Origin of the sequence: Cryptosporangium minutisporangium (genome assembly GCF_039536245.1) — a bacterium.
Taxonomy (GTDB): domain Bacteria; phylum Actinomycetota; class Actinomycetes; order Mycobacteriales; family Cryptosporangiaceae; genus Cryptosporangium; species Cryptosporangium minutisporangium.
Genome location: NZ_BAAAYN010000017.1, coordinates 131,689 through 152,991 on the forward strand (window position 1 = coordinate 131,689; position 21,303 = coordinate 152,991).

Annotated in this window: 14 protein-coding genes and 1 riboswitch; of the genes, 5 read left to right on the forward strand and 9 right to left on the reverse strand. The window is 71.3% G+C overall.

Features of this window, described 5'->3' with window-relative positions:
- Positions 1 to 10: 10 nt before the first annotated feature.
- Positions 11 to 1,678 (forward strand): cell envelope lipid trafficking protein PgfA, encoded by a 1,668-nt coding sequence (gene pgfA, locus ABEB28_RS12400; RefSeq protein WP_345728192.1) that lies wholly within the window; start codon positions 11 to 13, stop codon positions 1,676 to 1,678.
- Between the two features lie 3 nt (positions 1,679 to 1,681).
- Here pgfA and ABEB28_RS12405 read toward each other — a convergent pair whose 3' ends face one another.
- Positions 1,682 to 2,227, reverse strand: a complete 546-nt coding sequence (locus tag ABEB28_RS12405) for a type 1 glutamine amidotransferase domain-containing protein (RefSeq protein ID WP_345728193.1) — start codon at positions 2,225 to 2,227, stop codon at positions 1,682 to 1,684.
- A gap of 255 nt (positions 2,228 to 2,482) precedes the next feature.
- Here ABEB28_RS12405 and ABEB28_RS12410 point away from each other — a divergent pair, with 255 nt between their 5' ends.
- Positions 2,483 to 2,650, forward strand: coding sequence for a hypothetical protein (locus ABEB28_RS12410; protein WP_345728194.1), 168 nt, complete (start codon positions 2,483 to 2,485; stop codon positions 2,648 to 2,650).
- Between the two features lie 23 nt (positions 2,651 to 2,673).
- On the opposite strand, the gene ABEB28_RS12415 is transcribed toward ABEB28_RS12410, so the two are convergent.
- Complete coding sequence (locus ABEB28_RS12415) at positions 2,674 to 4,398, reverse strand: glycerol-3-phosphate dehydrogenase/oxidase (RefSeq protein WP_345728626.1); 1,725 nt, start codon at positions 4,396 to 4,398, stop codon at positions 2,674 to 2,676.
- A gap of 108 nt (positions 4,399 to 4,506) precedes the next feature.
- Between ABEB28_RS12415 and ABEB28_RS12420 the strand changes: the two genes are divergently transcribed.
- Positions 4,507 to 6,927: a S8 family serine peptidase gene (locus ABEB28_RS12420; protein ID WP_345728195.1), complete on the forward strand. Its 2,421-nt coding sequence runs from the start codon at positions 4,507 to 4,509 to the stop codon at positions 6,925 to 6,927.
- An 85-nt stretch (positions 6,928 to 7,012) separates the two neighbouring features.
- Here the strand turns inward: ABEB28_RS12420 and groL are convergent, their stop codons facing one another.
- The 6 genes from groL to ABEB28_RS12450 form a co-directional block, all read right to left on the reverse strand.
- Entirely contained in the window at positions 7,013 to 8,641 is a 1,629-nt protein-coding gene (gene groL / locus ABEB28_RS12425; protein WP_345728196.1) for a chaperonin GroEL, read from the reverse strand.
- Between the two features lie 547 nt (positions 8,642 to 9,188).
- Positions 9,189 to 9,407 carry a cold-shock protein gene (locus ABEB28_RS12430; RefSeq protein WP_345728197.1) on the reverse strand — a complete coding sequence of 73 codons (219 nt, stop codon included), beginning with the start codon at positions 9,405 to 9,407 and terminating at the stop codon, positions 9,189 to 9,191.
- A 506-nt stretch (positions 9,408 to 9,913) separates the two neighbouring features.
- Positions 9,914 to 11,191, reverse strand: coding sequence for a threonine synthase (gene thrC, locus ABEB28_RS12435; protein WP_345728198.1), 1,278 nt, complete (start codon positions 11,189 to 11,191; stop codon positions 9,914 to 9,916).
- 10 nt (positions 11,192 to 11,201) lie between these two features.
- Positions 11,202 to 11,332: riboswitch (SAM riboswitch) on the reverse strand.
- A 178-nt stretch (positions 11,333 to 11,510) separates the two neighbouring features.
- A complete protein-coding gene (locus tag ABEB28_RS12440) occupies positions 11,511 to 12,302 on the reverse strand; it encodes a sporulation protein (RefSeq protein WP_345728199.1) in 792 nt (263 codons plus the stop codon).
- A 235-nt stretch (positions 12,303 to 12,537) separates the two neighbouring features.
- Positions 12,538 to 13,443 carry an ABC transporter permease gene (locus tag ABEB28_RS12445; RefSeq protein WP_345728200.1) on the reverse strand — a complete coding sequence of 302 codons (906 nt, stop codon included), beginning with the start codon at positions 13,441 to 13,443 and terminating at the stop codon, positions 12,538 to 12,540.
- Complete coding sequence (locus ABEB28_RS12450) at positions 13,440 to 16,265, reverse strand: CocE/NonD family hydrolase (RefSeq protein WP_345728627.1); 2,826 nt, start codon at positions 16,263 to 16,265, stop codon at positions 13,440 to 13,442. Before ABEB28_RS12450 ends, ABEB28_RS12445 begins: the two co-directional genes overlap by 4 nt.
- Positions 16,266 to 16,542: 277 nt before the next feature.
- Here ABEB28_RS12450 and ABEB28_RS12455 point away from each other — a divergent pair, with 277 nt between their 5' ends.
- The gene (locus ABEB28_RS12455; protein ID WP_376980298.1) at positions 16,543 to 18,897 is read left to right on the forward strand and encodes an AAA family ATPase; all 2,355 of its coding nucleotides are present in this window, start codon (positions 16,543 to 16,545) and stop codon (positions 18,895 to 18,897) included.
- Between the two features lie 110 nt (positions 18,898 to 19,007).
- Entirely contained in the window at positions 19,008 to 20,774 is a 1,767-nt protein-coding gene (locus ABEB28_RS12460; protein WP_345728202.1) for a sensor histidine kinase, read from the forward strand.
- Positions 20,775 to 20,795: 21 nt separating this feature from the next.
- Here ABEB28_RS12460 and ABEB28_RS12465 read toward each other — a convergent pair whose 3' ends face one another.
- Positions 20,796 to 21,215, reverse strand: coding sequence for a DUF3263 domain-containing protein (locus tag ABEB28_RS12465; RefSeq protein WP_376980300.1), 420 nt, complete (start codon positions 21,213 to 21,215; stop codon positions 20,796 to 20,798).
- Positions 21,216 to 21,303 lie beyond the last annotated feature (88 nt).

Below are 21,303 nucleotides of genomic sequence, written 5' to 3' on the forward strand. Positions count from 1 at the left end.
GGGGGAAGCCATGCGCCGCGGCATCGGTTTCACGCTCATCTGTCTCGGCCTTTTCCTCGCCGTCCTCGGTGGAGCGATTCGGTACTGGGCCCACGAACGGCTCGTGGTGGTGCCGATCGACCTCTACAACACCCTCGACCTACCCGGCCGAGCAACCTACCTGGACATGACGACGGTCAAGGAGAAGACCGCGGACGTCGTCGCCAGGCAGACGATCCGCGCCGACGTCGACGCGAGCTCCGACCGGGTACTGGTCGCGGACCTCTCGCAGGTGATCTCCACCACGGACGGTCAGTTCATCCGGGCCAGCGTCGAGCGGGCCGCGATCGACCGGCGGACCGGCGTCGCGGTCAACTGCTGCGGCGAGATGGTGGAGCAGAAGCCCGCACGGCACGACGGCTACCTGTTCAAGCTGCCGTTCGACACACCGCAGAGCGACTTGGTGCTCTGGGACAGCACGACGGCGTCCGCGAACCCCGCTCGGTTCGAGGGCACGGACGTGATCGCTGGTCACCGGGTGCAGAAGTACGTCACGAACGTCCCCGGCCAGCAGATTCGCACGCAGCCCGACAGCGGCCTGCTGGTGGGCGAGTCCCGCACGTTCGACGCTCCGGTATGGAACACGAGCACGAAGACGCTCTGGGTGGAGCCGGTCACCGGAACGCCGCTCGCGGTCGAGCTGAAGACCCGGACGACGCTGCGGAACTCCCGCGGGCAGGACAAGGTGACGGTCTTCGCGGCGACGCTGCGGACGGATCGCGCGAATCTGGCCCCCGAGACGCTCGCGCTGGTCGAGGACAGCAAGCGCCGGATCGGACTCGTCCGGCAGGCACCACCGCTGGCGCTGGGTGCCGGTGCGACGCTCGCCGCGCTCGGCGTCGGGCTGCTGCTCCTGCGTCGCCGGCCGACCTCGACCGCGAAACACGCACCGGTCAGCCCCGCCGTGCCCGCGGGTCGTCTCGCGCTGGAGCCCGCCCGATCGGGCCGGCCCGAGTCCGCGCGGCCAACCGCCGAACCGCCTGCTCAGCGACGTCGCCCTGAGTACGGGCGGCCGGAAGGGCAGGAGCGGGGCCGACGCGCTACCGAGCAACGGCGCAGCGGTCGCCACGCGACCGGCGAATTCGCGGTTCCGGCGGCGCTCCGTCCCGGCGTCGAATCTCCGCGACGGCCACCGCAGGAGGTGCGGCCGTCGTGGGACGAGATCGGCCCCGGCCGTCCGGTGTCGCCGGCACCGGTGGCCGACCGGCCGCTGAGCCGCTACATCCGGCCCTATCTGGACGGTGACACCGGCGCTCACCGGCGTCCGGACCTCGGCCACGACCCGGTGGGCGAGCGCACCGGCAGTCATCGGGCGCCGGACCTCGACGGGGACACCGGTACCCACCGGCTTCCGGAACTCCCCCGGGAGGGTCGCCGTCGGGCGGCACCGGGCCCGGACGACGAGTGGTTCACCCAGATCCGACCGGAGGGCCTGGGCAGGCACGGGCGGCTCGATCCGGCGGACTGGTCACCGGCGTCCACGAGCGACCGACCCGCCACGCCCAGGTCGGACCAGGGCGCGCCGGCCGACCGCTCGCTCACCGACCTTCTGTCGGCCGACCGCGACGCGGCGGACGCGCCACCGCCCGTGGTCCCGCCCCGGCGCACGCAACGACGCCGGTACCCCGACGGCTGGTAGGGATCAGACCGCTGCCCGGACCAACTCCAGAACCTTCGCGCAGAACGCAGGCAGATCGTCCGGCTTCCGGCTGGTGACCAGCGTGCCGTCGACCACGACCTCCTGGTCGACCCACTCGGCACCGGCGTTGCGGAAGTCGGTCTGCAGGCTGGGCCAGGAGGTGAGCGTCCGTCCGGACACGACACCGGCCTCGATCAGCACCCAGCCGCCGTGACAGATCACGCCGACCGGCTTGCCTGCCGCGAAGAAGCCCTTAACGAAGTTCACAGCTCGCTCGTCCGCACGGACGAAGTCCCCATTGGCCACTCCGCCGGGCAGCACGAGCGCTGCGTAGTCGTCCGCGTTCACCGCGTCCAAGTTGTGGTCGACCTGACGGGTGTCGCCGTGGTCGAGGTGGTTGAAGGCCTGGATCTTCCCGGCGGAGAGCGAGATCAGTTCGGGGCGACCGCCGGCGTCGCTGATCGCGGACCACGGTTGGTCGAGTTCTACCTGCTCGACGCCGTCCGTAGCGACGAATGCGATCCGGGCGCCGTTCAATTGCGTAGCCATCGTCAGCCTTCCGTCGTCTTTGTTACCCAGTGCTGACGGCACCGGATGGCCGGAAATTCACAGCCACCCGCTGGCGATTGCCCTCCGATAGGCCGATCAAACGGTGTTCGCGCTCGCCGTTGCTGACCGTTCTCGGAACGCAGATTAAATTCGGCGATAGCGCAGAGTTGTACTCGTCCCTCGACCGGCCGGAGAGATCATCCGAACGGACCAGGGCGCTTGACGGTGGCGACTCGAGGTCCGAGGCTGGGGTGCATGAGCACACCTCTAGTTTTGACCCTCTTCACCGCGCTGACTGTCGCGGTTATCGCGGGCATCATGGGTGCGGCGATGTGGGGTCGCAAGCGCTCGAACGACGAGGAGTTCGAGCCTGCCTACGAGGGCCGCTACGAAGGCTCCAGCATCTTCGACGAGGTGCACTAGCTCCCTGCGCCCCTCCCGGGCCGTCAGGGCCTGGTGGAAGGCTTGCGAACGTCCGGAGCACCGAGCCGGGCGGCATCCGCGGTCCGGTCGTCGGGCATCCGCTGCGACTCCCGCTCCGCCAGCACCCGCGCCCGGTAGTGCTCCACTTCACGTCGCCGGGTCGCGGCGTCCCACCCGAGCACCGGAGCGAGCACGTCGGCGACGTCCTCCACCGAGTCGAGCCCCCGATGGGCCGTCTCGATCGAGATCCGGGTGCGCCGCGTCAGCACGTCTTCGAGGTGCAACGCCCCTTCGTGGGAGGCGGCGTACGCGATCTCGGCCGCGAGGTACTCGGGCGCGCCGACCACCGGCCGCCCCAGCCGCGGGTTCACGTCGATGCTTTCGAGCAGCTCAGCGGTGAGCGACCCGTACCGCTCCAGCAGGTGTTCGATGGCCCCGACCGTCAGCCCGTGCCGCCGCGCGAGATCGGCACGGTTCGCCCACACCGCAGCGAACCCGTCCGCGCCGATCAGCGGGATGTCCTGGGTACGGCTCTCCGGCACGTCGTGCAGCCGGCGTGCGGCCTTGTCGATGACGTCCGCCGCCATCACCCGGTACGTCGTGTACTTACCGCCGGCCACCAGCATCAGCCCGAGCATCGGCTCAACCACCGCGTGCTCCCGGGACAGCTTCGACGTCGCCTCGACCTCGCCCGCCAGCAGCGGACGCAGCCCGGCGTAGACGCCCTCGATGTCCTCGTGGGTGATCGGGCGCTCCAGCACCGCGTTCACGTGGTCGAGGATGTAGTCGATGTCGACGCTGGAGGCGGCCGGATGTGCCCGGTCGAGGTCCCAGTCGGTGTCGGTGGTGCCGATGATCCAGTGCCCGCCCCAGGGAATGACGAACAGCACCGACTTCTCGGTACGCAGGATGAGCCCGACGTCGCCCGAGATGACCGAGCGCGGCACGACGAGGTGGACGCCCTTGCTGGCCCGCACCCGCAGACCGGGGCGCTCGTGCAGCATCTCGGAGAGATCGTCGCTCCACACCCCGGTCGCCGCGACGACCGTGCGCGCGCGCACCTCGAACTCCTCTTCGCTCTCCAGGTCACGTACCTGGACGCCGACCACCTCGCGCGCGTTGCGGATCAGGCCGACCACCCGGGCGCTGGTGGCGGCAACCGCGCCGTAGGACGCCGCAGTGCGGGCCAGCGTCAGCACGAACCGGGCGTCGTCCACGTGACCGTCGTAGTACCGGATCGCGCCGACCAGGGCGTCCCGACGGAGGCCGGGGAACAGGCGACGCGCCCCGGTACGGGTCAGGTGCTGGTGCCGGGGCAGGCCGCGGGAGGTGCCGAGGATCGAGCCGAGCGTGTCGTAGAGCGCGACACCGGCGCCGTAGTAGAGCCGCTGCCAGCCGCGGTGCTCCAGCGGCAGCAGGAACGGCGTCGGCCGTACCAGGTGCGGCGCGAGCGTGGTCAGCAGCCGGCCGCGCTCCTCCAGCGCCTCCCGGACCAGCCCGAAGTTCAGCTGCTCCAGATACCGCAGCCCACCGTGGATGAGCTTGCTCGACCGGCTGGACGTCCCGGCCGCGTAGTCCCGCGCCTCGACGAGCGCGACCGAGAGGCCGCGGCTGGCGGCGTCGAGCGCTGCTCCGGCGCCGGTGACGCCACCGCCGATCACGACGACGTCGAACGTCTCGGTACGTAGCCGCTCCATCGCGGCGGCGCGCTGCTGCGGTCCGAGCTGGCTGGCGGCGAAGCGGGACACCTGAGGATCACGGCTCACTACTCCACGGTACGTCCCGCTCCTGGTGGGCCGCCCGGCAGACCAGGGTGAGTCCGGTTGCTGTTCAGCGCCGGAGGATACGGTGCGCGCATGCAGCCCCACACCCCTGCCGCCGGCGGTGTTCCCCGCTGGGTCGCGCCCACCCTGGTTTCGCTGGCCGGAGTATGGGCCGTCGCGGTCACCGCGATCGGGCAACCGGTCGCGTGGGGGCTCGAAGAGGTACTGGTCATTTCCGGGTTCGACCCGCCGGGAGCGTACTGGCCGGGGCTGACCGTCCTGACCGCCCTGCTGTCCGGCGCACCGGCGGCGCTGGCGTGGCTGCTGGTCAAGCGTCCGGTGATCGCAGGTGTGGCACGCGCGTGGACGCTTGCGGCCGGCTGCGCTGCGCTGATCGGCCTCGTGCGGATCGTGCCGTGGTCGGCGGGCGACACCGCGGTCGGCCTGCTGGAGGCGCTCGTCGCGCTGGTGCTGGCCTTCCTGTTGCGGCGCCGGTGGCGCCCGGCGGAGACGGCTTCCGATCGCTCCCGGATCGGGGGCGTCGGCGCGCTCACCGCGACCGCGGCCGGGCTCGTCGTGCTGTTGCCGTGGTGGTGGGTGGGCGCGTTGGGCAGCCCGCTCGACGCGGTAGCGGCGGTGCTGGCCGCGGTGGCGCTCAGCGCGCTCGCGGTGCGACTGCGGCGGTCCGGTCCGGTCCGGCTGCCGGTGGGTGGTCCGATCGCGGGGCTAGTGCTGGATGCGCTGGTGGTGGCGGTCTCGCTCACGCTGATCGGGGGCGCCTTCGGCGCGCCGGGCGCTCAGCTGCTCCTGCTCGCGGTGCTGCCCGCGACGTGTCTGCTGGTGGCGTGTACGGATCCGGCCCGTCGCTTTGCGGACGCACTGCTGCTGGCCGCCGCAGCGTTCGGTCCGCTCGCACTGGTCGACGCGGAGGAGGTCACGCTTCTCCTGGTGCCCGGCGACGTTCCACGCTGGGCGGCGATCGGTGCGGGGCTGTCGGCGTGGCTGGCCCTGGTCGCCGGAGCCGTCGTCGCGCTCGTCCTGCTCCTGCGCGTCCGGCACACGCTCCGCCCGTCGGGGGCGGAGGCGGCGCCGGGAAGGGCGCGGGCGTCGATCCGCGGGGGTGCGGGGCGGCGAGTGCTCGCGGGCGCGTCGATCGTGGCGCTGGTCGCCGCGTCGGTGGCCCTCTGGGTCGGTCCCGGGCAGTCCGGCTTCCACGGTGACCGGCTGTTCGTGGTTCTGAAGAGCCAGGCCAACCTGACCGCGGTCGGCAACGGCACCACCGACCTCTCCGATCGACGCGGCACGGTCTACCGGACGCTGGTCGAGCACGCGCGGCGGACGCAGGCTCCCGTGCTCTCGGCGCTGGATCGCTTCGACCCGGACCCGACGTCGTACTACCTGGTCAACGCCGTGGAGGTCGACGACACACCGCTCGTGCGCGCGGCGCTGGCCGGTCGGGACGACGTCCTGTCGGTCCGGCCGAACCCCGAACTCCGGCCGATTCCGGGCGAGCCCGGCCCCGCCGCGCAGAACGTCCCGGCACCGACCACGACGCCCACCAACCTGCTGACGATCAAGGCACCCCAGGTGTGGGCGGACGACGTCGACGGGCAAGGGGTCGTCGTCGGGATCTCCGACAGCGGTGTGGACGCCACCCATCCGACGCTGCGCGCCGGTTACCGCGGGGGCGCCGACAGTTGGTACGACCCGTGGTTCGGGACGACGTCCCCGCGCGACTCGAACGGCCACGGCACGCACACCGCGGCGAGCGCCGTCGGCAAGCAGGTGGGGGTGGCGCCGGGGGCGACTTGGGTGGGGTGCGCGAACCTCGCCCGGCCGCTCGGGAACCCGGCGTACTACCTGGGATGCCTGCAGTTCATGCTGGCGCCGTTCCCGACCGGCGGTGATCCGTTCGCCGACGGCAACCCGACCCGGGCCGCGGACGTGCTCAGCAACTCGTGGGGGTGCCCGGAATTGGAAGGCTGCGCGACCGAGACGCTCGAGCCGGCGGTCGACGCACTGAGCGCCGCGGGCGTCTTCGTCGTCGCGGCGGCCGGTAACACGGGGCCGCGCTGCGGTTCGCTCAGCGACCCGATCGGGCGGTACGACTCGGTCTTCACGGTCGGGGCGGTCGACGACGAGCGGAAGGTCGCGCCGTTCTCCAGTCGCGGACGGGTGCCGGGGGACGCGTCGGCGAAGCCCGATCTGGTCGCGCCGGGCGTCGACGTGCTCTCGGCGTGGCCGGGTGGCCGGTACGCCCGGCTGGACGGGACGTCGATGGCGACCCCACACGTGGCGGGGGTCGTGGCGCTGATGTGGCAGGCCGTCCCGGCCCTACGCGGGGACGTCGCGCGTACGGCGGCGCTGCTGCGGGCCAGCGCACAGGAGGCGACGCTCGGCCCGAGCGTCACGGTGTGCGGCGACAGCGAGCGCAACGTCATCGGCGCCGGTGCGGTGGACGCCGCAGCCGCGGTCACCCTGGCCCGCAAGTCCCAGTCGACCCGCCCACGCTGACCGGGGCTGGCGCGTCCGCACGCGGAAGGGCGGGCCCGGGATATCCCGGGCCCGCCCTTCCGTGTGCTAGCTAGCTAGGCGGGACTCAGAAGTCCATGCCGCCCATGCCGCCGCTCGGGTCGCCGGCCGGGGCCGCAGCCTTCTCCGGCTTGTCGGCGATCACCGCGTTGGTGGTGAGGAACAGCGCGGCGATCGACGCGGCGTTCTGCAGCGCCGAGCGGGTGACCTTGGTGGGGTCGATGATGCCGGCCGCAACCAGGTCGACGTACTCGCCAGTGGCGGCGTTCAGGCCGTGGCCCGACGGAAGGTTGCGCACCTTCTCCGCCACGACGCCACCCTCGAGACCGGCGTTCACCGCGATCTGCTTGAGCGGAGCCTCGAGCGCAACCTTGACGATGTTCGCCCCGGTCGCCTCGTCGCCCGACAGGTCGAGCTTCTCGAACGCGACACCGGAAGCCTGGATGAGCGCGACGCCACCACCGGCGACGATGCCCTCCTCCACGGCGGCCTTCGCGTTACGCACCGCGTCCTCGATGCGGTGCTTGCGCTCCTTGAGCTCGACCTCGGTGGCCGCGCCGACCTTGATGACGGCGACGCCACCGGCCAGCTTGGCGAGGCGCTCCTGGAGCTTCTCGCGGTCGTAGTCCGAGTCGGAGTTCTCGATCTCGGCCCGGATCGTGTTCTTCCGGCCCTCGATCTGCTCCGCGTCGCCGAACCCGTCGACGATCGTGGTCTCGTCCTTGGTCACGACGATCTTGCGGGCGCGGCCCAGCAGGTCGACCGTGGTGTTCTCGAGCTTGAGACCGATCGTCTCGCTGATCACGGTGCCACCGGTGAGGATGGCCATGTCGTTCAGCATCGCCTTACGACGGTCACCGAAGCCCGGCGCCTTGATGGCGACCGACTTGAAGGTGCCCCGGATCTTGTTGACGATCAGGGTGGCCAGGGCCTCGCCCTCGACGTCCTCGGAGATGATCGCGAGGGGCTTGCCGCCCTGCATGACCTTCTCCAGCAGCGGGAGCAGGTCCTTCACGGTGGAGATCTTGCTCTCGACGAACAGGATGTACGGGTCGTCGAGGACGGCCTCCATCCGCTCGGTGTCTGTGGCGAAGTACGGCGAGATGTAGCCCTTGTCGAAGCGCATACCCTCGGTGAGCTCCAGCTCGAGCCCGAAGGTGTTGCTCTCCTCGACGGTGATGACACCTTCCTTGCCGGCCTTGTCCATCGCCTCGGCGATGATCTCGCCGACCGAGGTGTCAGCGGCCGAGATGGAGGCCGTAGAAGCGATCTGCTCCTTGGTCTCGATCTCCTTCGACGCATTGCCGAGGGCCTCGGAGACCGCCGCGACGGCCGCCTCGATGCCCTTCTTCAGCGCGATCGGGTTGGCGCCGGCGGCCACGTTGCGGAGGCCCTCGCGGACCAGCGCCTGGGCCAGCACGGTCGCGGTGGTGGTGCCGTCACCCGCGACATCGTCGGTCTTCTTGGCTACTTCCTTGACCAGCTCGGCGCCGATCTTCTCCCACGGGTCCTCGAGCTCGATCTCCTTGGCGATGCTCACACCATCGTTCGTGATGGTCGGCGCGCCCCACTTCTTCTCGAGAACGACGTTGCGACCCTTGGGGCCGAGCGTCACCCTCACGGCGTCGGCGAGCTGGTTCATGCCCCGCTCGAGGCCGCGACGAGCCTCCTCGTCGAACGCGATCAACTTGGCCATACGGTGATGTCCTCCGATGGTGTCGGACCCCCGGATGCCGCGCACGGCAACCGGAGACTGCACGGTCGGAACGGCGCCCGCGACGGACGACCCCCACTGCATCGGCACGGACCGACGTAGTCGGGAGCCTCGCCTCCCCGACCTGGCACTCAAGACTACCGAGTGCCAACCCCCTGTTTAGCACTCGACCCAGGGGAGTGCAAGCAAACGGGGAGCGGCGAGGAGGCCCACGGACATGCGTCACAGGCGCCGGGCCTCGTGCGGCGTCCCCGCGCGGGGGGACGCCGCCGGGCCTCGTGCGGCGTCCCCGCGCGGGGGGACGCCGCCGGGCCCCGTGCGGCGTCCCCCCGCGCGCAGAATCCGACGACCCGTTCGGGAATCGGAGAAACGGCTTCCGAGTTCTTGCCGGACCGGACACCGTCGAATACGCGCCGGAATTCACCGTGCGGTTTCCCCACGCGTAAGGGTCGGCCTCGTCGACCGACAAAATCAGGCGGGGCCCGTTCCAGTCACACCCACCGGAACGGACCCCGCCGAAGTCTGTGAACTAGGAGGTAGGTCCGCCGTTGAGCACCGTGACGTTTTCCGCCTGCGGACCCTTCGGACCCTGAGTGACCTGGAAGTCGACCCGCTGGCCGTCTTCGAGAGCCTTGTACCCGTCCATCATGATTGCCGAGTAGTGGACGAAGACATCAGCGCCGCCGTCGACAGCGATGAAGCCGTAGCCCTTCTCGGAGTTGAACCACTTGACAGTGCCCTGCGCCACTGTGCACTTCCTTCACTGCTGTTGCCCGCGAGGACGCACTCCTTGACCATGCGCCCCGGGTCTTTCGTCCAAGAGCCCCGCACCGCACAAAGCACGAACACTGGCAAGAACGAACTACGACCGGTCAGGACGGTACCGGACCTCTAGGCAGTGCGAAAGTGACGCTCCGAAAAGGGCTGACTAACTGCGGAGCCTTCGACACTCGATCAGATATCCCCGCCGCGATCCGCATTCCCGCGGGATATCCCACCAGCACTCCAGGGACCACCAGACCGGCCAGGACCAGCAGAACCAGCGGCCCCATAGATCTGAGTAAGAGCTATTCGGAAATACGCGCCCGGATTAATGCTCCTCGCGAATCGGCGCATTATTCGCACAGCTATATAGATATTTATCGTGTTACGAGAACGTTCGTCTAAATCGTCCTGGCGACGCACACTCCCGGTAACTGGCAGACGGACGGCTCCGCGCGATACGCGGAGCCGCCCGTCGACCAGCCGTGAACGTCAGCTCAGCAAACCCGCCTCGCGCGCTCCGCGGAGGGACGGAGCGATCCGGTGCGTCGGGCCGACCTGGTTCTCCACCGCGTCCGCGGTCTTGAGCCCTTCGCCGGTGTTGAAGATGACGGTCTCGGCGTTCGGGTCCAGCTCGCCCGAGGCAACCAACTTCTTCAGCACCGCGACGGTCACGCCGCCCGCGGTCTCGCCGAAGATGCCGGTCGTCTCGGCCAGCAGCCGGATCCCGTCCCGGATCTCGTCGTCGCTGACCGCGGCGATCGAACCACCCGTTCGCCGGACCGCGTCGAGCACGTACGGGCCGTCGGCCGGGTTACCGATGTTCAGCGACTTGGCGATGCCGGTCGGCTTCACCGGGCGGACGACGTCGTGCCCCTCGGCGAACGCGGCGTACACCGGCGAGCACCCGGCCGACTGTGCGCCGAACACGCGCCAGGGGCTCTCCGCCACCAGGCCGCCCTTGATCAGCTCGCTGAACGCCTTGTCGATCTTCGTCAGCAGCGACCCGGAGGCGATCGGCACTACGACCTGCGCCGGCAGTCGCCAGCCGAGCTGCTCGGCCACCTCGTAGCCGAGCGTCTTCGAGCCCTCGGCGTAGTATGGCCGCACGTTCTGGTTGACGAACGCGGTGGACTCGAACGCCTCGTCTTCCTGCAACTCGCTGGTGAGCCGGTTGACGTCGTCGTAGCTGCCCTCGACCGCGACCAGGCGCGGGTTGTAGATCGCCGAGGCCAGGATCTTGCTGGGTTCCAGGTCGGACGGGATGAACACAGTGGCCTGCCAGCCCACGCGGGCGGCGTGCGCGGCCACCGAGTTGGCCAGGTTGCCGGTCGACGCGCAGGCGACGGCGTTGTAGCCGAGCCCCTTGGCGGCGGTGAGCGCTAGCGAGACCACTCGGTCCTTGAACGAGTGGGTCGGGTTGGCCGAGTCGTCCTTCACCCAGAGCGGCGCGTTCAGGCCGATGGCCTCGGCCAGCCGGTCGGCGCGGACCAGCGGCGTCAGGCCGGGGTTGAGCGTCACCCGGTCGTCCGGGTTCTGCCCGACCGGAAGGAGCGGCGCGTAACGCCAGATGTTCTGCGGACCCGCTTCGATCTGCTCCCGGGTCACCGACGCGAGCGCGTCGGCGTCGTAGCCGACCTCCAGCGGGCCGAAACACTCCGCGCAGGCGTGCACCGCGATCAGCGGGAACTCGGCGCTGCAGTTGCGGCAGCGGAGCACTCGGGCAGGGCTGGAGGAAGCAGTGTTCAGGGCACCGAGCAGCGACGTCATAGCGAGGCTTACCTCATCTCTCCCGGGTCACCGGGACGGAAGTGGCACCTGTCGCACCTGCCTCGCTGTACGCGAACCGCATGGATGCGATGGTTGCCGGGGCTTCACCGGGCCGTGTCCCTCTGCCCCTCTGGATGAGTTCCGTATGCAGTTGTGTCGTCCAGTTTACGGCGCCCTCCCCGCTCTGCGTCCGCTTGCTCCCAACCGCTGGGAGTTGTCTACCTCACTGTGCAGACAGTGATCACACAGCGAAGCGGACGCCGCGCGCAGCGACGTCCGCATCAGCAGTTGCTTTGCAGTTGTACTTACTACGGACCGCTCAGCTGAAAAGGCCGCGGCGTTGGGTGAGGATCTGCAGGTGCTCGTGGAGCCACTGCTCCCAGTTGAGCTGCTCGGCACCCGCGTACTGCACCGTGAAGCGGTTGTACGCGTCGCTCCCCGAGCTGAGGAACCCGCCGCGCTTGTCCAGCTCCAGCAGCACGTCCATGGACTGCGGACCGGAGATGAACGTGACCTCGAGCTCGTTGATCGCGCCGGCGTACTGGTGCGCCGGGTAGAACTCGATCTCCTGGAAGAACGGCAGCCGCGAGCCGTACAGCGTCCCGCGCTCCAGGTCGGCACCCTTGAACTGGAAGCCGAGCCGGCTGAACGCGTCGAGCAGCCGGGCCTGGGCCGGCAGCGGGTTCACCTGGATCGGGTCCATGTCGCCCTTGTCCAGCGCACCGGCCAGCTCCAGCTCGGTGCGGACGCCCAGCTGCATGCCGTGCAGCGGGTAGCCGTTGACGCTCGTCACCGGCGTCTCCCACGGCACCGCGAGCTCGAACGGCACCGCGTGGTGCGCGCCGGGCTGCAGGCTGAAACGGTGCCCCAGGTGCAGCCGCTGGAACGCCATCATCGTGTTGTGCTCGTAGTCGTCCCCGCCGACGGTCTCGCCCTCGACCTCGACCTTGGCGACCAGTTCCAGCTCGACCCGGTCGACGACCATCTCGACGTTGCCACCGCTGATCCGCACCTCGCCGCGGAGCACATCGCCCGGCCGGGTGTGCGGGGAGGCGAGCACGGTATCGACGGAGGCCCCGCCGCCGAACATCGCCGAGAGTTTCTTGAACATCACGCGATCCTTAACGTTGCTGAGATGGGCTACTGCCGTGCCGGGTGCGACACCGCGAACAGCAATCGAGGAGCTTGCTGACGCGCCGTCATAATCGCAGCCCGCGCCCCAGAAAGGGACGCACTCGTCAGGGATGCGACTACCGGATGATCGCCCCTGCCGAGCCCGGACCGACGAATACCGGATACCGGCGCCGGTCGCTGCGGCCAGCCGGGGAAATTCCTGGCCGGTCCGCTCAACTCACGATGTCTTTACGCAAGAAACGCCACCACGCGAGCGCGAGAAAGACCGTCGTGTACACCACGGCCGATACCGCACCCTTCACCATGTCTTCCGCGTCGATCGGCGAGGAGAGCAACGCCAACCATGCCGTTCCGTAGCGGGTAGGTAGCAGTCCGCGAAGATCGCCGAGCGCGGTGACCGCCTCGAGGATATTCGAGATGATCCACAGCATCACCGCACCCCCGACCGCGCCCAGCGGCGCGTCGGTCCGCACCGACAGGTAAAACGCGAGCCCGGCGACCGGCAGCAGAGTGATCGCGATGTATCCGACCGCGAGCACGATCCGGCCGAGCGCTTCCCACGCCGGGATGTCGACGCCCAGCTGCGTGCGCAGCGGTTCCCAGCCGAACGCGATCGTCCCGGCGATCATCGCGACGGTCGGCAGCAGCAGGAGCGCGAACGCGCTGTAGGCGAGGCCGACCGTCAGCTTCTGGCGCAGCAGCCGCCCGCGCGGCACCGGCGAGGCCAGCAGGTAGCGCAGCGTTCCCCAACTCGCCTCGCTGGCCACCGTGTCCCCGCAGAACAGCGCGACGACCACCAGCAGCAGGAAGCTGGACGCCACGTAGACCGCGAAGAGCGTGAAGTTCGCGCCGCCTGCCGTCGCCACGTCGGCCAGGCTGCTGCCTTCCTCCGCCGAGTCGGGATCGTCGGGGACACCGATCTTGAACGCGGCCACCAGGATCAGCGGCAGCACGACCAGGAAGCCCAGCGCGATCTGCGTGCGGCGCCTGGTCAGCTGGCGCAGCACCTCGGCGCCGAAACTGAGCGTCCGCCCCGGCCGGTACGCCGCCGGCCCACCGGCGGCCCCGGAGGCGTCCGGCGCGACGTCGGCCGTGCTGCGAGTCTGCGGCTCGGTCATCGGCCCTCCCCCACGAGCTCCAGGAACACGTCTTCGAGACGACGCCTGGCGACCAGGCGCTCCACGCCGACCCCGGCGCCGACCAGTTCCCGGACGACGTCGCTGCGCTCGGCACCGGCCAGCTCGACGACGAGCCCGCGCCCGTTCGGGTGGACCAACGCTATCCCCGGCATCGACGTCAACGCGGCGAGCGCGGCGTCCCGATCGCCGTCGGAGACTTCGACCAGGACCGACCGGCCCTCGCCGACGATCTCCGCGACCGTTCCGGCGGCGACGCCGGTGCCCTTGCTCATCACGACGACGTGACTGCAGACCTGCTCGACCTCGGCCAGCAGGTGCGAGGAGACCAGCACGGCCCGCCCGTTGGTGGCGTACCGGGAGAGCACCGCCCGCATCTCGGCGATCTGCGGCGGGTCGAGTCCGTTCGTCGGCTCGTCCAGGACCAGCAACTCGGGCAGGCCGAGCATCGCCTGCGCGATCGCCAGCCGCTGCCGCATGCCCTGGCTGTACGTCTTCACCTGCCGGTGCACGGCGGCGCCGAGTCCGGCGATCTCCAGCGCCTCCTCCAGATGGGCGGCCTCGGCCGGACGTCCGGTGGCCTGCCAGTACCGGTGCAGGTTGGCGAGGCCGGAGAGGTGCGGCAGCAGACCAGGGCCCTCGACGAACGCTCCGATCCGGGAGAGCACGGGCGCGCCCGGCCTGATCCGGTGACCGAACACCAGGATCTCGCCGCCGGTCGGCCGGATCAGGCCCATCAGCATGCGCAGGGCCGTCGTCTTGCCTGCGCCGTTGGGGCCGAGCAGACCGACGACCTGGCCGGGCTCGACCGTGAACGACAGGTCGCGGACCGCGAGGTATCCGTCGCCGTAGGCCTTCCGCAGCCCGCGGACGACCAGCGGCAGCCCGGCGGCGTCCGAGTCGACGGCGACTTCTTGCCGTCGGCGACGCAACCGGACGACCAGCACCGCGGTGGTCACCCCGAGGACGACGGCGGCGAGCAGACCCGCCAGCGCCCACAGCCAGGCCCCGGTCGCGTCCGCGACCGGCACCGGACTGACCTGGGGCAGCTGCAGGCTGTTGGCCTGCACGGAAACTTGGTAGACGACGGGCGCGGGCGGCCCGGCGTACGCCTGGTCGGCGGTGGCGACGACGAGCCGGATGCTGTGCCCGGCCTCGAACCGGTGCCCGATGGTCGGCAGCGAGACCGTCACCAGCGGCGCGGTGCCGATCGCATCGACGCTGCGCGGCAGGCCGGTCAGTCTGATCGGTGCGACCGAACCGCCCGGCAACGTGGCCCGGCCGTCCGCGTCGACGTCGTAGAGCTTCAGGAAGAGCACGGCTTCGCCGGTCGGCGAGGCGGCACGGAGCCGGACCGTGGGAGCGCCCGCGACGTCCACCGAGCGGGGCAACTCCACCCCGCTGTACGCGGCGAACTGGCCGGGCACGTCGATGCCTGCGCTGGCGAGTCGGCTGGTCAGGGCGCCCGCGCCGGGGAGCGAGGAGACCCCGGCTGGCGTTCCGGCCGGTGGGTTCGCGACCGGCTGCGGGCTGATGCCGTTCAGCCGAACGCGGTACCCGTCGCCATCTGACCCAGGCCGGTAGTCGTCCAGCGTGTAGATCCGGGTGGTCGGCCGGGTGTCCCGGACGCTGATCGCACCGGCGGTCGTGTAGCTGAAGTCGTCGGACGGTGCGGGGCCGGTCTCGTCCAGGTAGTGCCGCAGCCAGGCCAGCGTCATCTCGTCGACACGATCGGCCTCCCGCGTCGAGGCGGTCGCGTCGTGTCCGCCCGCGTACCAGGCGACGCTGACCGGTGTCCCGTTAGCCGCGATGCCGCGCGCGTTGGCGTCGGCCTCGGAGAGCGGGAACAACGTGTCGGCCTGGCCCTGGATCAGCAGCGTCGGAGCGTTGATCCGGTTGAGCACGCTCGCCGGGCTCGACCGGCGAAGTCGTTCGACGATCGCCGGGGTGGCCCGGCCGGACGTCGCAGCTTCGAGGTAGAGCCGGCAGAGGTCGGGGGCGAACCGCCCGCACTGGACCAGTTCCTCGGCCTTCGACGGGTCGACGGTGCTCGGGTCGATCTCGCCGTTCTCGTCCGGCCGGGCTCCCAGCAGCGCGGCGAGGTCGGCGACGCTGGTGGCACCCCCGGCGCTCGCGCTGCCGAAGAACAGCCCCGCCCAGGAGCGCTTGAACACGCCGTCGGCGGGCCCTGCCCCGGTGGATTCCGGGAAGAACGCGGTCGACAGGTCGTTCCAGGTGATCTGCGGGACGATCGTGTCGACTCGCTGGTCGTAACCGGCGAGCAGCAGGCTCAGCGCACCACCGTAGGAGCCTCCGACCGCGGCCACGCGCGGGTCGCCGTCGGCGTCGCGCCGGACGTCGTCGCGGTCGGCGAGCCGGTCGATCAGCGCGCGGGCGTCGTTGACCTCGTAGTCCGGGTCGTCGAGCGAGATCGTGCCGCCGGAGCGGCCGAACCCGCGGGCGCTCCACGTCATCACGACGTAGCCCTGCCCGGCCAGGCGGCGTGCGTCGGCGGCGACGCTCGCCTTGCTGCCGCCGAAGCCGTGGGCCAGCAGGATCGCCGGTGCGGGGTCCTTCGCCGTCGCGCTCTCCGGGACGTAGATCGTCGTGTCGAGCTCGATCGGTTCGTTGCGACCCGGACCGGACTGCACGGTGACCATCGCCGCGTCTGCGCGCACCGGCTCGCCCTCCGGCCAGCGGATCCACACCACCAACGCGGCGATGGCGGCGATCACGGCCACCGTGGTGACGATTCGTCGAGTAGTGACCACCGCACGCCAGCCGGTGCGCGCCGGCCCAGGCATGCCGCGGGCCGGGTGCCCGTCCGCCGGGTGCCCGTCCGCCGGGCCCTCGCTCGCTGAGGTCCCGCTCGCTGGGGTTTCGTCCGCGGCACCGTCCGCCCGGGAGGGCTGGTCTTGGCTCACGTCCCCACCCTAGGTGGGCGTTCCTGAGAGTCGGCTGACCTCTCAGGCGCCTGTCAGCTCCGGTTGGAAACGTCAAAAGCTTGCGGGAGACCGCAGACTTGCTGACGTGACCACTGAGCCACCCTCGCTAACCCTTACCGCTAGCTTGCGTTCGGCCGTGCTCGACGCCCGGCGCGGTGTGGTGCGGCTCCATCCGGAGGTACTGGCAGCGCTCGACCTGCGCCCCGGCGACCCGGTGCTGCTGCGGAGCGCCGAGCGCACTTCCGCCGGGATCGCGGCCGCGAGTGAACCGGGCTCGGCGCGTGGGTTGCTGCTCGCCGACGACCTGACGATGGGCAACCTCCGGGTCCGGGACGGGGCGCCGGTCGACGTCAGCCCCGCACCGGTCCAGGCCGCCCGCACGATCACCCTGGCCGGGGACGCCACCGTGGTTGCTGCGGTCTCGCCGGAGATGCTCCGGCTGGCGCTGCTGAGCAAGGTGGTCACCAGCGGGGACGAAGTGTCGTTGCTGCCGCAGGACCTCGACCCGACCCATCCGCACCGCCCGCTGGTGGAGACCGCCCGGCGGAGCCTGTCCAACACGGTCGGCAGCGGCTGGACGGCCGCGCTGCTCACTGTGGTGTCCGCCGAGCCGGAGACGGCCGCGCTGGTCACACCGGACACCGTGGTCACCTGGTCGGAGGGTTCCGGCGGCGGGGTGTGGGGAGCCGGGCGGACGGCGAGCCCGGCCTGGTCGGCTGCGGGTCCGCGGGGCTCGGGCAGCGCGAACAGCGGGCTCGGGACCCCCGGTCTGCGCGCGAGCGGCCTCCCCGGAGCGACCGGAGCCGGGGGCGTCTCCGGAGCCGCGGGGGGCGCTACCGGCGCGTCGAGCGTCCGACCGAGCACGGGAACCGACGAACTGCAGCGCCTGTTCGGCGAACCCGGAGCCGCGGTCGACGACGAGCCCCGGCCGCCGGAGGAGCTGATCGGCCTGCGCAGCCAGGCCGGCCACCTGACCGAGCTGTTCGACCTCGCGTTCCACCACCGGGAGGTTCTCGACCGGCTGGGCACCACCGTGCAGCTCGGGGTCTTGGTCACCGGGCCGCCCGGCGCCGGGAAGTCGACGCTCGTCCGGTCGGTCGCGCAGGCCACCGGCGCGGCCGTGCTACGGATCTGGTGCCCGGGACTGGCTGCGGTGTCCCCCGACGCCGCCGCGGACGTGCTCCGTCGCGCCACCGCTCGGGCGACGTCCGAGCAGCCGACCGTGCTGCTGCTCAACGACGTCGAGGCGCTGGCGCCGCGGACCGATCCCGGGCCGCTGGCCACCGTGCTCACCCAGCTGATCGCCGGTCTGGCGGGCGCCGGACGGACCGCGGTGGTCTGCACGACGAGTAGGCCGGAGGACGTCGACGCCGGTCTGCGCCGCCCCGGCGTGCTCGACCACGAGCTGCGGGTACCGATGCCGGACGCCGCCGAGCGGCGGGAGCTGCTGTCGCTGTTCACCCGCGCGCTCCCGGTCGCCGACGACGTCTCGCTGGACGACATCGCCGCGCGGACGCCCGGGTTCGTCGCCGCCGACCTGGGCACGCTGGTGCGCGAGGCCGGCGTGCGGGCGGCGATCCGGCAGCGGAACGACGACACGCCGCAGATCGCGAAGACCGACTTGGAGGCCGCCATCCAGTCGGTACGCCCCACGTCGATGGCTGAGTCGACGCTCGAGGTCGCGTCGCTGTCGTTGGACGACGTCGGCGACATGAAGGAGGTCAAGGAGGCGCTGACCGAGTCGGTGCTGTGGCCGCTGCGCTACCCGGACACGTTCACCCGGCTGGGCGTCGACCCGCCGCGCGGCGTGCTGCTCTACGGGCCACCCGGCTGCGGCAAGACGTTCCTGGTGCGGGCGCTGGCCGGCACCGGGCAGGCGAACGTGCTCGCGGTGAAGGGCGCGGAGCTGCTGACGAAGTGGGTCGGCGAGAGCGAGCGGTCGGTGCGGGAGCTGTTCCGCCGGGCTCGGGAGGCCGCGCCGACGCTGATCTTCCTCGACGAGGTGGACGCGCTGGCGCCGGTCCGCGGTCAGGCCACCGACGGCGGCACGACCGACCGCGTGGTGGCCGCGCTTCTCACCGAGCTGGACGGCGTCGAGGGGCTGCGTAACGTCGTCGTGGTGGGCGCGACGAACCGCCCGGACATGGTCGACCCGGCGCTGCTGCGGCCCGGCCGGTTGGAGCGTCTGGTGTTCGTGCCGCCGCCGGACGCGGAGGCGCGCGCGGACATCCTCCGCGCCGCCGCCCGGAAGGTGCCGCTCACCGCCGACATCGACCTGGACGAAGTGGCCGTCGAGCTCGACCGTTTCTCGTCAGCGGACTGCGCGGCGCTGGTTCGCGAGGCGGCGCTCGCCGCGATGCGTGAGTCGATGGACACCGCCGAGGTGACCGCCGCCCACCTGCGTACCGCCCGCGGCCGGGTCCGCCCGTCGCTCGACCCGGTGCAGGTCGCGCACCTCGCGGCGTACGCGGAGCACCGGGAGAGCCGCTGACGCGGAGCACCGGGATCCGCTGACCCCCATTGGGGGTCAGCGGAATCTCCGGAGCGTCCGTACCATCCGCCCCAACAGAGGTCCGAGGAATTCGTCCCGGAGGCGCAGTGGTGCCGCGCGCGGTCCTGCCGGTTCCCGGTCAGACCGGCCGGGCGGTGCTGGCCGGGCTGGTAGCCGCCGTACTGGTGCTGGTCTGCGGCGCTCCGTACTGGCGGGAACACGTGCTCGCCGCCGCGCTGATCTGCGCCGGCTGCGCGGGGTTCGGTGCCGCCGGCGGCCTGCTCGTGGGCAGCGACGACAGCCGTCGTCGGACCGGCGTGCTGCTCCTGCTCGGCTCGGTCTGCGGCTCGCTGGCCTGGCTCGCGTCGTGGAACACCGGGATCTGGCCGATGATCTCGTTCTACGGCCAGGGCGCGTTGTACGTCCTGGCCGGCTGCGCCGTGCTGCTGTACCCGAGCAGACGGCCGACCGGACGCCCGGAGCGGGCCTGGGTGGTGTACGGGATCGTGGTGCTGATCGTCGGGCAGCTGGCGGTGCAGGCCGTCTCGCGTCCGGAGTGGAACGGCCTGGATCCGGACGTGGTCTGGCCGAACGTCGCGTCCGAGCGGTGGATCTTCGACACGACGATCCTCGTCGTCATCGGCGGGCAGCTGGTGCTGGTGGTCTGGTACCTCGTGCTGCTGGTCCGCCGGGCCCGCCTGCTGTCCGGGCTGGAGCGACCGGGCGTCCTGCCGGTGCTGCTGGCCACCGGCGTCACCGGGGGTGCCGCAGCGGTCCTCACCGTCCAGAACGACGCCTGGACGAACCTGGACGCGCTGCTGTCGTTCTACGTCCTGTTCGACACGATCGCGATCGCGATACCGCTCGCGGTCCTCTCCGGCGCGCTCCGCGAACGCTGGCGTGAGGTCGAGGCACCGAACCGGGTCGTCCGGATGACGTCCATGACCACGTCGGTGGCGACCGTGCGGGACGCGCTGGCCTCCGCGCTCCGCGACCCCACGCTGGAGCTGCTGTTCTGGGCGCCGGCGGAGCAGAGTTACGTCGATCGCGCCGGTCGGCTGGTGAGCCGCCCGATCGACCGCCCCACGACCACCGGTCGCTGGTGGGTGGAGGCCCGTACCGACGAGCGGCTGCCGCTCGCGCTGGTCGCGCTCGACGAGGCGCTCCGGCTCCGTCCGGCCATGGTGGACGCCGTGCTGCGCGCCGGCAGCCAGGCACTGCTCACCGCCCAGCTGCAGGCCGTGGCCACCGCCCACCTCAAGCAGGTGCTGGCCGCCCAGGCCCGGGTCGAGGAGCGGGAGACCGCCGAGCGGCAGCGGCTGGAGAACGACCTCCGGGAGGGGGCGCAGCGGCAACTGGTCGCGCTCTCCGCCCGGCTCGACCGGCTCGCGGCCGGAGGGGGCGGGCTGCCGGAGGCGGTGCGGACGGTCGCCGTCTCCTGCCGCGACGAGGTCCGGGAGACCATCGACGACCTGCGGGCACTGGCGCGCGGGCTGCACCCGCCGGTGCTGCGGACCGACGGGCTGGGTGCCGCGCTGGACGCGGTGGCCGAGCGGCTCGGGCTCACGGTGGACCTCGCGGTGCACACCGGGAGGCAGTCCTCGGCGGTCGAGGCAACCGCGTACTTCGCGCTCTGCGAGGGACTGACCAACGTGGCCAAGTACGCACCCGACGCGCGGGTGCGGATCGAGGTCGTCGAGGCCGACGGCTGGCTGCACGGCACGGTCGCCGACGACGGGCCCGGCGGCGCGCGGGTGGTGCCCGGCGGTGGCCTTGCCGGGATCGCCGAGCGCATCCGCGCGCTGCACGGGTGGTCCGTCGTCGAGAGTTCCGTCGGCGCCGGCACCCGCCTGCGGGTCAGCCTCCCCTGTGACTGACGTGGCTGACCCGCGGGTGCGTCAGAGGCGGACGCCGAGACGGCGGGCGGAGCGCTGACGCTGGCGAGCCGCGCGGACTCGACGGAGCCGCTTCACCAGCATCGGGTCGTGCACCAGCGCCTCGTGGCGATCGACCAGCGCGTTCAACAACTGGTAGTACCGGGTGGCCGACATCGAGAACTGCTCGCGGATCGCCTGCTCCTTGGCGCCGGCGTACTGCCACCACTGGCGTTCGAACTCCAGGATCGCGCGTTCGCGATCGCTCAATCCGGACCCTTCCTGCTCCTTCGCGACGGTCAGGTCGGCGTCCGGCGGCGTTGCCCGCTCGGGGCCGACCGCCCCGTCCTGATCGTCACCATGCTCCGGCCCGGCGTACTCGGCGACGTCGTCAGCGTGCTCGGCGACTTCGTCGAGGGGCGCCGGGACGTGGCTGTGGTCCATTGACTCCTCGTCCCTCCTCCGGCGCGTCGCCTCGCGAACTCTTGGTCCGCCCGGCACCATGACTCGGCGCCGAACGATGGGAAGTGGC

Coding starts and splice junctions, on each gene's coding strand:
- pgfA (WP_345728192.1), top strand. CDS start 11: ATGCGCCGCGGCATCGGTTTCACGCTCATCTGTCTCGGCCTTTTCCTC.
- ABEB28_RS12405 (WP_345728193.1), bottom strand. CDS start 2,227: ATGGCTACGCAATTGAACGGCGCCCGGATCGCATTCGTCGCTACGGAC.
- ABEB28_RS12410 (WP_345728194.1), top strand. CDS start 2,483: ATGAGCACACCTCTAGTTTTGACCCTCTTCACCGCGCTGACTGTCGCG.
- ABEB28_RS12420 (WP_345728195.1), top strand. CDS start 4,507: ATGCAGCCCCACACCCCTGCCGCCGGCGGTGTTCCCCGCTGGGTCGCG.
- groL (WP_345728196.1), bottom strand. CDS start 8,641: ATGGCCAAGTTGATCGCGTTCGACGAGGAGGCTCGTCGCGGCCTCGAG.
- thrC (WP_345728198.1), bottom strand. CDS start 11,191: ATGACGTCGCTGCTCGGTGCCCTGAACACTGCTTCCTCCAGCCCTGCC.
- ABEB28_RS12440 (WP_345728199.1), bottom strand. CDS start 12,302: ATGTTCAAGAAACTCTCGGCGATGTTCGGCGGCGGGGCCTCCGTCGAT.
- ABEB28_RS12445 (WP_345728200.1), bottom strand. CDS start 13,443: ATGACCGAGCCGCAGACTCGCAGCACGGCCGACGTCGCGCCGGACGCC.
- ABEB28_RS12450 (WP_345728627.1), bottom strand. CDS start 16,265: ATGCCTGGGCCGGCGCGCACCGGCTGGCGTGCGGTGGTCACTACTCGA.
- ABEB28_RS12465 (WP_376980300.1), bottom strand. CDS start 21,215: ATGGACCACAGCCACGTCCCGGCGCCCCTCGACGAAGTCGCCGAGCAC.